Source organism: Aeromonas sp. R3-1 (assembly GCF_040908345.1).
GTDB classification, from domain to species: domain Bacteria; phylum Pseudomonadota; class Gammaproteobacteria; order Enterobacterales; family Aeromonadaceae; genus Aeromonas; species Aeromonas veronii.
On the sequence record NZ_JBFODN010000088.1, the window covers coordinates 1 to 7553 of the forward strand.

At 63.9% G+C, this 7553-nt stretch carries 7 protein-coding genes; 3 read left to right on the forward strand and 4 right to left on the reverse strand.

The window, feature by feature from the left end:
- From AB5Y85_RS05725 to phnX, 3 genes are all read left to right on the forward strand, one after another.
- Nucleotides 1-682 (forward strand): 2-aminoethylphosphonate--pyruvate transaminase (locus tag AB5Y85_RS05725; RefSeq protein WP_368221264.1); only part of this gene is annotated, 682 nt, incomplete at its 5' end.
- A complete protein-coding gene (locus AB5Y85_RS05730; protein ID WP_257687684.1) occupies nt 679-2118 on the forward strand; it encodes an aspartate aminotransferase family protein in 1440 nt (479 codons plus the stop codon). The genes AB5Y85_RS05725 and AB5Y85_RS05730, both read left to right, overlap by 4 nt.
- Nucleotides 2111-2950: a phosphonoacetaldehyde hydrolase gene (phnX, locus tag AB5Y85_RS05735; protein WP_257687683.1), complete on the forward strand. Its 840-nt coding sequence runs from the start codon at nt 2111-2113 to the stop codon at nt 2948-2950. Before AB5Y85_RS05730 ends, phnX begins: the two co-directional genes overlap by 8 nt.
- Before the next feature lie 140 nt (nt 2951-3090).
- Here the strand turns inward: phnX and nrfF are convergent, their stop codons facing one another.
- The 4 genes from nrfF to nrfD all read right to left on the reverse strand — a co-directional run.
- The gene (gene nrfF / locus AB5Y85_RS05740; protein ID WP_368221265.1) at nt 3091-4296 is read right to left on the reverse strand and encodes a heme lyase NrfEFG subunit NrfF; all 1206 of its coding nucleotides are present in this window, start codon (nt 4294-4296) and stop codon (nt 3091-3093) included.
- Entirely contained in the window at nt 4293-4895 is a 603-nt protein-coding gene (locus AB5Y85_RS05745) for a DsbE family thiol:disulfide interchange protein (protein WP_368221266.1), read from the reverse strand. Before AB5Y85_RS05745 ends, nrfF begins: the two co-directional genes overlap by 4 nt.
- Entirely contained in the window at nt 4892-6859 is a 1968-nt protein-coding gene (gene nrfE, locus AB5Y85_RS05750) for a heme lyase NrfEFG subunit NrfE (protein WP_368221267.1), read from the reverse strand. Before nrfE ends, AB5Y85_RS05745 begins: the two co-directional genes overlap by 4 nt.
- Before the next feature lie 288 nt (nt 6860-7147).
- Nucleotides 7148-7553: NrfD/PsrC family molybdoenzyme membrane anchor subunit (gene nrfD, locus AB5Y85_RS05755; protein ID WP_368221268.1), on the reverse strand; the 406-nt coding region annotated here is incomplete at its 5' end.

Here is a 7553-nt window from a genome sequence, read left to right on the forward strand (position 1 = left end):
CACCGGCATGCTCAACCCCCTTGAGGAGGTGGCTGCGCTCTGCCAGCGCCGCGGCATTCACCTGATCGTCGATGCCATGAGCAGCTTTGGCGGTATCCCCATCGACATGGGACACCTTGGCATCGAGTTTCTTATCAGTTCGGCCAACAAGTGCATTCAGGGGGTGCCGGGTTTTGGCTTCGTCATCGCTCGCCGCGCCGCGCTGGCGGCCTGCGCCGGTCGTGCCCGCTCGGTCTCCCTCGACCTGCATGCCCAGTGGCAGACCATGGAGCAGCAGGGGGGCAAGTGGCGCTTTACCTCGCCCACCCATACCGTGCTTGCCTTTGCCCAGGCCCTGCGCGAGCTGGACGAGGAGGGGGGCATTGAAGCCCGTCATCAGCGCTACAGCGAGAATCAGCGTACGCTGGTGGCGGGGATGGCTGCCCTCGGCTTTGCGCCGCTGCTGCCCGAGCAGTGGCAGTCTCCCATCATCACCGCCTTCTACTCTCCGGCCCACCCTGACTACCGCTTCGCCGATTTCTACCAGCGGCTCAAGGCGCAGGGCTTTGTCATCTATCCGGGCAAGGTCTCCCAGGCCGACTGCTTCCGTATCGGCAATATCGGTGACGTGACCCCGGAGCGGGTGCGCGATCTGCTCGCCGCCATGGCCAGCGCCTGCTACTGGCAAGGGGACGCGCGATGACCAGCATGCTGGCTCAGGGTCGTGATCTGCGTGGCCGCGATTTGCATGACCATAAGCTGCACGGCAGCGGCCGCGCCGACAGCGAAGGGGATATCAACCTCGGCGAGGGGCGGGCGCGCTGGTGGGCGGGCCAGAGCGAAGATGTACAGGCCGGATTGGCGGAGGATAGCCGCTACTTTCTCCATCAGGCCCTCTCCACCCCCTGTCTCGATCTGCTTGAACGCGCGCAGGGGAGCTGGCTGACCAGTGTATCGGGCGCGCGTTACCTCGATTTTCACGGCAACAGCGTTCATCAGCTGGGCCACGGTCATCCCAGGGTGGTGGCCGCGGTGCAGCAGCAACTCGCCGAACTGCCATTTGCGCCCCGCCGCTACACCCATCAGGTTGCCATCGACTGTGCCCGCACCCTGGCCGAGCTGGCCCCCGGCGATCTCAACCGGGTGCTGTTCGCCCCCGGCGGCAGCGAGGTGGTGGGGATTGCCCTGAAGCTTGCCCGTTTCATCACCGGCAACAGCAAGGTGGTGTCCCTCTGGGATGCCTTTCACGGCGCCTCCCTCGATGCCATCTCGGTCGGCGGTGAAGCCTGTTTTCGCGCCGGTATGGGCCCGCTGATGGCCGGGGTGGAGCGCATCCCGCCGCCCACTCGTTATCGCGGCGTCTGGTATCGCGGGGAGGGGGATGACCTGCACTACGCCGATTATCTGGAGTACGTCATCGAGAAGGAGGGAGGCATCGGCGCCTTTATCGCCGAACCTATCCGCAACACCGATGTGCAGGTGCCCTCGAAGGCCTACTGGCAGCGGGTGCGCGAGATCTGCGATCGCCACAAGGTGCTGCTGATCGTCGACGAGATCCCCAACACCCTGGGGCGCACTGGCCACTGGTTCAGCTTTGAAGAGTTTGGCATCGAGCCTGACATCATCTGTCTGGGCAAGGGGTTGGGGGGCGGGGTGGTACCGTTTGCCGCGCTCATTACCCGCGACCGTTTCAATCAGGCCGCAGCTATTTCGCTCGGTCACTACACCCACGAGAAGAGCCCTATCGGCTGCGCGGCGGCGCTCGCTACCATCAGTACCATCCGCGAAGAGGGGTTGCTGGCAAAAGCGCAGGAGGATGGCCGTTTTATGGCGGCCGAGCTCGGCAAGTTGGCCGAACGTCACCCGCTGATCGGGCAGGTACGTGGTATCGGCCTCCTGTGGGCGCTCGATCTGGTGGTCGATCACCAGAGTCGCACCCGCAACAGCCAGGCCGCCGAGCGGCTGCTCTATCGCTGTCTGGAACTGGGGCTCAGCTTCAAGGTCTCCCAGGGCAATGTCATCCAGCTCTCGCCGCCGCTCAATATCGCCCGCGCCGATCTGGTGCGCGCCATCGCCATTCTCGATCGCGCCCTCGGCGAGATCGCAATTTCACCGAAACAGGAACATCACCATGACTGATTTGCAAATTGCCGCAGACCCGACCACCGACGTAGAGGCGCTGATCCTCGATTGGGCTGGCACCGTCGTCGATTTCGGCTCCTTCGCCCCCACCTCCATCTTCGTCGAGGCCTTCGCCCGCGCCTATGACTTCCCCGTGACCCTGGATGAGGCGCGCCAGCCCATGGGCCTTGGCAAGTGGGATCACATCGCCGCGCTGGGCCGTCTGCCCTCGGTGGCTGTGCGCTGGCAGGCCCGCTTTGGCCACCCCATGAGCCATGCCGAGGTGGACCACATTTATCACACCTTTATGCCGCTGCAGATTGCCGCCGTGACCCGCTTTGCTGCCCCCATCCCAAGAGTGCTGCCGGTGCTGGACGCTCTGCGGGTGCAGGGGATGAAAATCGGCTCCTGCTCCGGTTATCCCCGTCCGGTGATGGAGGCGCTGGTACCAGCGGCGGCCGATCACGGCTATCGCCCGGATCACTGGGTCGCCACCGACGATCTCAAGGCCGGTGGTCGCCCCGGCCCCTGGATGGCGCTGGCCAACGTGATTGAGTTGGGAATCAGCGCCGTGCATCGCTGCATCAAGGTGGATGACGCCGTGCCGGGTATCAGCGAAGGGCTTAACGCGGGCATGTGGACGGTGGGGCTGTCTGTTTCCGGCAACGAGTTTGGCGCCACCTGGGAAGAGTTTGTCGCCATGAGCGAGGCGGAGATCGCCGCCCGGCGCGCACCGGCCGAGGCCAAACTGCGGGCGGCGGGGGCGCACTATGTGATTGATACCCTTGCCGACATCGCCCCGGTTATCGCCGATATCAACCGCCGTCTGGCCGCTGGCGAGCGGCCTTAAGCGCACGTCGAGATATACCTGCCAAGGCGAACCAATAACAAAACACCCCCGTATGGGGGTGTTTACATTGATTGACATTGCGCAGGGCTTGGCAGGAAGAAGGCGCTAACGTCCTGAGAAGAAGCAACGGATCTGTCGGGCTAGCCCCCCATCATCCGCGCAGTCTGAATTGCCTCGATCAGCGCGGCCCGATTGATGCGAGGGCGCTCGCCATCGAGCAGTTGCTGCCACAGCGCAATGGCCTGACGGTAGCGACCATGCAGAAAGTGATCGGAGGCGAGCAGCATCAGGGCGCTCACTTCCCCCGCATCCTGCTTGAGGGCGCTCTCCAGCAGGCGGGTTGCCTCGGGAGTCAGCTGCTGGCCCGCCTGATAGTAGAGTACGGTGGCTTGGGCGGCCTGGGTCGCCGCGCTGGCGCCCCCCTCCAGCAGAGCGAGACGTTGGTAGGCGAGCAGGGCGTTGTCATATTCACCCCGATAGAGATAGAGCTGGCCGAGCGCCGCCCAGCTGTCGAGATCGGCGGGGCTGCGCTGAAGCTTCTGATGCAGACTCCCCAGCTCCTTGTCCTGCAGATCCCGCGGGCTCAACCCCGCCAGCGGATTGGGACGGGATGCATAATCCTGCCATGCCTGATAGCGGCCGGTGCTGAGATAGCCAGCGGCAACGGCCGCGATGGCCATGATGCCAAGCAGCAACAAGGCCCGCCCGTGCCGGTTATTGCGGCCGCGATTGTCATGCTGGCTGGCCAGTTGCGCGCGCAGGGTCAGCTCAGCCGCCGGGATAGCGCTGGCCAGGCGGGCGGCGCTCAGCTCCCTGTAGAGTGGTTGGTCGGGGGAGAGGCCTGCCTGCTCCCCGTGCATGATCAGCAAATTCAATTCGCTGCGGGGATCGGCGGCGGGTTGATAGATTGACTCATCGATTGCCTTAACGACAGGGATGGGTTGCGCCTTAGTGCGTGTCAGGCGGCGAGACAGGGTCAACAGTGCCAGCCCCAACAGCAGCAGGGGACCGCCCCACAGCAGCGCCGTGCTGCTCTTGAAGGGGGGATCGTAGCGGACGAAATCACCGAAGCGCTCCGTCATGCGGGCGATCACCTGCTCATCAGACTGTCCCTCGTCCACCCAGCGGTAGACCTCTAGCCGCAGATCCCGCGCGATGGGGGAGTTGGACTCCACCAGATTCTGGTTCTGGCACTGGGGGCAGCGCAGGGCGCGGGCCAGCTCTTGCGCCCGATTTTGCAGCTCGGGGTGACGAAACTCATAGGTATCGACCCCGCTGGAATATGCAGTTGCACTCAGCAGCATGCCGAGGGCCAGCAGGGCGCAAGCAAGAGAACGGCACATCATGGCTGTGTCTCCCGAGCTGATGTTGCAATAGATGGCGCAATCGCGGGTGCCATTGTGGCGGCCTTTATCTGCGCATCCGCTCGCGCCTTGTCGAGCAGGGGGGCAAACTGGCGTTGCCAGATCCCTTTGGTGAGTTCGCCGGTGTGGCGGGCGAGCAGGGCACCATCGGCATCAAACAGATAGGTCTCTGGCGTGCCGTAGACGCCGAGCTCAAGAGCCAATTTGCCGTCAGGGTCGGCCAGTACGGCGCGATAGGGGTTGCCCGCCTGGATAAGCCAGGCGCGGGCCGCATCCCCCTTGTCCCGGTAGTTGAGACCGTAGAGGGGCACGGTGCCCGCGAGCTCGCTGAGCAACGGATGCTCGGCGCGGCAGTTGACGCACCAGCTGGCCCAGACGTTAAGGACAAAGGGCTCCCCCTTGAGGCTGGGGGTCTGGATCGGACGCCCATCCAGCAGATTGTCGCTCTGCCACACAGGCAGGGTGCGCCCGAGCGTCGCCTCATCCTGGCTGTAGGGATTGTTGCCAAGGCCGAGCCAGAGCAGGGCGCCGAGGCCCAGGGTCAGCAGCAGTGGAACAAAGAGGCGCAGGCGGGATCTCATAACGCCTCCTGTTCGAGCTGGTGATGGGAGGTGCCAACCGCAACGGAACGAGAGGCTAGCAAGGGGCGACGGGCGAGCAGACGCAGGGTGCCGCCCGCCATCATCAACAGGCCGCCGAGCCAGATCCAGCGCACCAGCGGCTTGTAGTGCAGCCGCATGGCATAGGCATCTGGTCCCATCTTCTCACCCAGCACCACGTAGAGATCGCCGAGCATTCCCCACGCGATGCCCGGCTCGTTCATGTTCATGGTGCGAACGCTGTAGTGGCGCCGCTCCGGCGTCAGCCGCGCCACATCTTTACCATTCTTGTGCACGCTAAGCGTGATCCGCTCGGCGGTATAGTTGGGGCCGATCACCGGCTCGCGCCCCTCATAGCGAAACTCGAAGGCACCGAGCTGGTAGGGCTGGTTGGCACTTAGCACAGTGCCCCCCTCCTGACTGTGGTGACTCACCTGCGCGATGCCAAGGGCGCACACCGCCACCCCGAGGTGGGTGAGCAAGCTGCCGAGCCGATTGAGGGTGAGCTCACGCCGCGACGTCAGTTGCAAGAGCGGGAGCAACAGGCTGGCCATCAGCCAGAGGCTCACCATATTGGCGAGGATGCCGTTCCAGTTACCGGAAAACGATCCCTGTTCCAGATAGGCAAGGCTAATGAGCCCGCCGCCAAGCAGGCCAAACAGCGGCGGCAACAGCGCGTTGAGTCGGGAATGTGTCGCAAGCTGCTGCCAGCGCAGGCGCGGCAGTTGGGTCATCAGCACCATTAGGCAAAGGGCCAGCGGCACGAAGATGGTATTGAAATAGGGGGCGCCCACCGAGAGTGAACCCAGATGGAGCGACTGGAACACCATGGGGTAGAAGGTACCGAGCAGCACGCTGGCGCAGGCCACGCTGAGCAGCAGGATGGCGGCGCCGAGCAGCCCCTCTTTTGACAGCAAGCCAAAGTGGGCATAGGGTGCGCGAATGTCCGCCCGCAGGGCAAACAGGGTGAGGGCGCAGGTCAATAACAAGCCGAGCAGCAACAAGAGGGTGAGGCCACGGCTGGGGTCCACCGCAAAGGCGTGCACCGAGGTGAGCACCCCGGAGCGCACCACGAAGGTACCGAGCAGGCTCAGCGAAAAGGTAAAGATGGAGAGCAGCAGCACGGCGTGGCCGTAAGCGCCGCGCTTCTCGCAGACGACAAGAGCGTGCAGCAATGCAGTGCCGAGCAGCCAGGGCAGCAGGGAGGCGTTTTCTACCGGATCCCAGAACCACCAGCCGCCCCAGCCCAGTTCGTAATAGGCCCACCAGGAGCCCAGCACGATACCGGCGGTGAGAAAGACCCAGGAGCCGAGCGCCCAGGGGCGGCTCCAGTGGGCCACGGCGCCATCCAGTCTGCCCGAATGGAGCGCCGCCATGGCGAAGGCGAAGTTGACCGCAAAGCCGACGTAACCGAGATAGAGCAGGGGCGGGTGGATGATAAGGCCGATATCCTGCAGCATGGGGTTGAGATCGCGCCCCTCCTGCGGCCCCGGGAACTGGCGGTCAAACGGGCTGGAGAAGATCAGGGTATAGAGGGCGAACAGCCCGACGATCAGCCCCATGATGGCCAATACCCGGGCTGTGATCAGCGGATCGACCCGCCTGGAGCAAAGGGCCACCAGGGCGCCCCACAGCCCCAACGCAAAAACAAAAAAGAGCATGGAGCCTTCATGGCCGCCCCACACCGCCGCCAGTTTGAAGCCCAGGGGCAGGGCGCTGTTGGCGTGTTGGGCCACATAGCTGACGGTGAAATCATCGAGGCCAAAGCAGCTAGCGAGCAGCAGTAGGGCGGCCAACAGCAGGAGCGCGACCAGGAGGGCCAGCGGCTTTGCGCTGCGCAGCAGGGTCGGGGAGGCGAGCCGTAATCCCAGCCAAGGCAGTGTGCCCTGCAGCAAGGAGAGTGCCGCCGCCAGCAACAGTGAGAGATAGCCGAGCTCCGCCAGCACACAACCTCCAGTCAATCATTCGTCTATGTTATCCCCCAGCACCGTACCGGCGCTGGGGGATAACATCCACATTCTTGGCAACAGCTCATCGCCACAAATAAGCGCCAGTCACCCGAAGGGCGGCTGGTGCTTATCCCCAGCTTTCAATAACCGGTTCACGATCCGTCGTGAGAGGTCGTCAGCAAGGTAAAGAGCAGCGCAGGAACCGCAATGTATGTGAATACATGAGGATTCCGAGCAGCACATGAGCCTTGATCACGACCTCGCAACAGGAGCGTGAACCGGTTTTTAAACTACCGTCATCTGGCCGGCATAAAGCACGAAGTAGCGCAGCAGCAGGATCCCCACCAGGGTCAGGCTGCAGACCAGCACCAGATGGCCGTTTCGCTCCCGCAGGGGCGCCGGGGTCAGCAGAGCCAGTAGCTGGGGCAGCAGCATGCCGATCCCCACCACGCCGACCCAGAACACCTGAGCCCAGAAGCCGCTGCCGATGGCCGCCCACATGGCCACCTCTTTCTGACCGCCACCGAAGTAGAGGCCGGTAAAGAAGCAGACCAGTAGCAACACCTCCACCGCCAGCACCGGCCGCTCGAAGCGATGCACAAAGCTCACCCCCTGGCTGTGATGGTTCTCCTTGAAGAGCGTCACCGCCAGCAAGATGGTGGAGGCGATACCTGAGCTGATGCCCGAGACC

What these genes read in the sequence shown, in the direction of transcription:
- AB5Y85_RS05745 (WP_368221266.1), bottom strand. Translation starts at nt 4,895, where the DNA reads ATGAGATCCCGCCTGCGCCTCTTTGTTCCACTGCTGCTGACCCTGGGC.
- phnX (WP_257687683.1), top strand. Translation starts at nt 2,111, where the DNA reads ATGACTGATTTGCAAATTGCCGCAGACCCGACCACCGACGTAGAGGCG.
- AB5Y85_RS05730 (WP_257687684.1), top strand. Translation starts at nt 679, where the DNA reads ATGACCAGCATGCTGGCTCAGGGTCGTGATCTGCGTGGCCGCGATTTG.
- nrfF (WP_368221265.1), bottom strand. Translation starts at nt 4,296, where the DNA reads ATGATGTGCCGTTCTCTTGCTTGCGCCCTGCTGGCCCTCGGCATGCTG.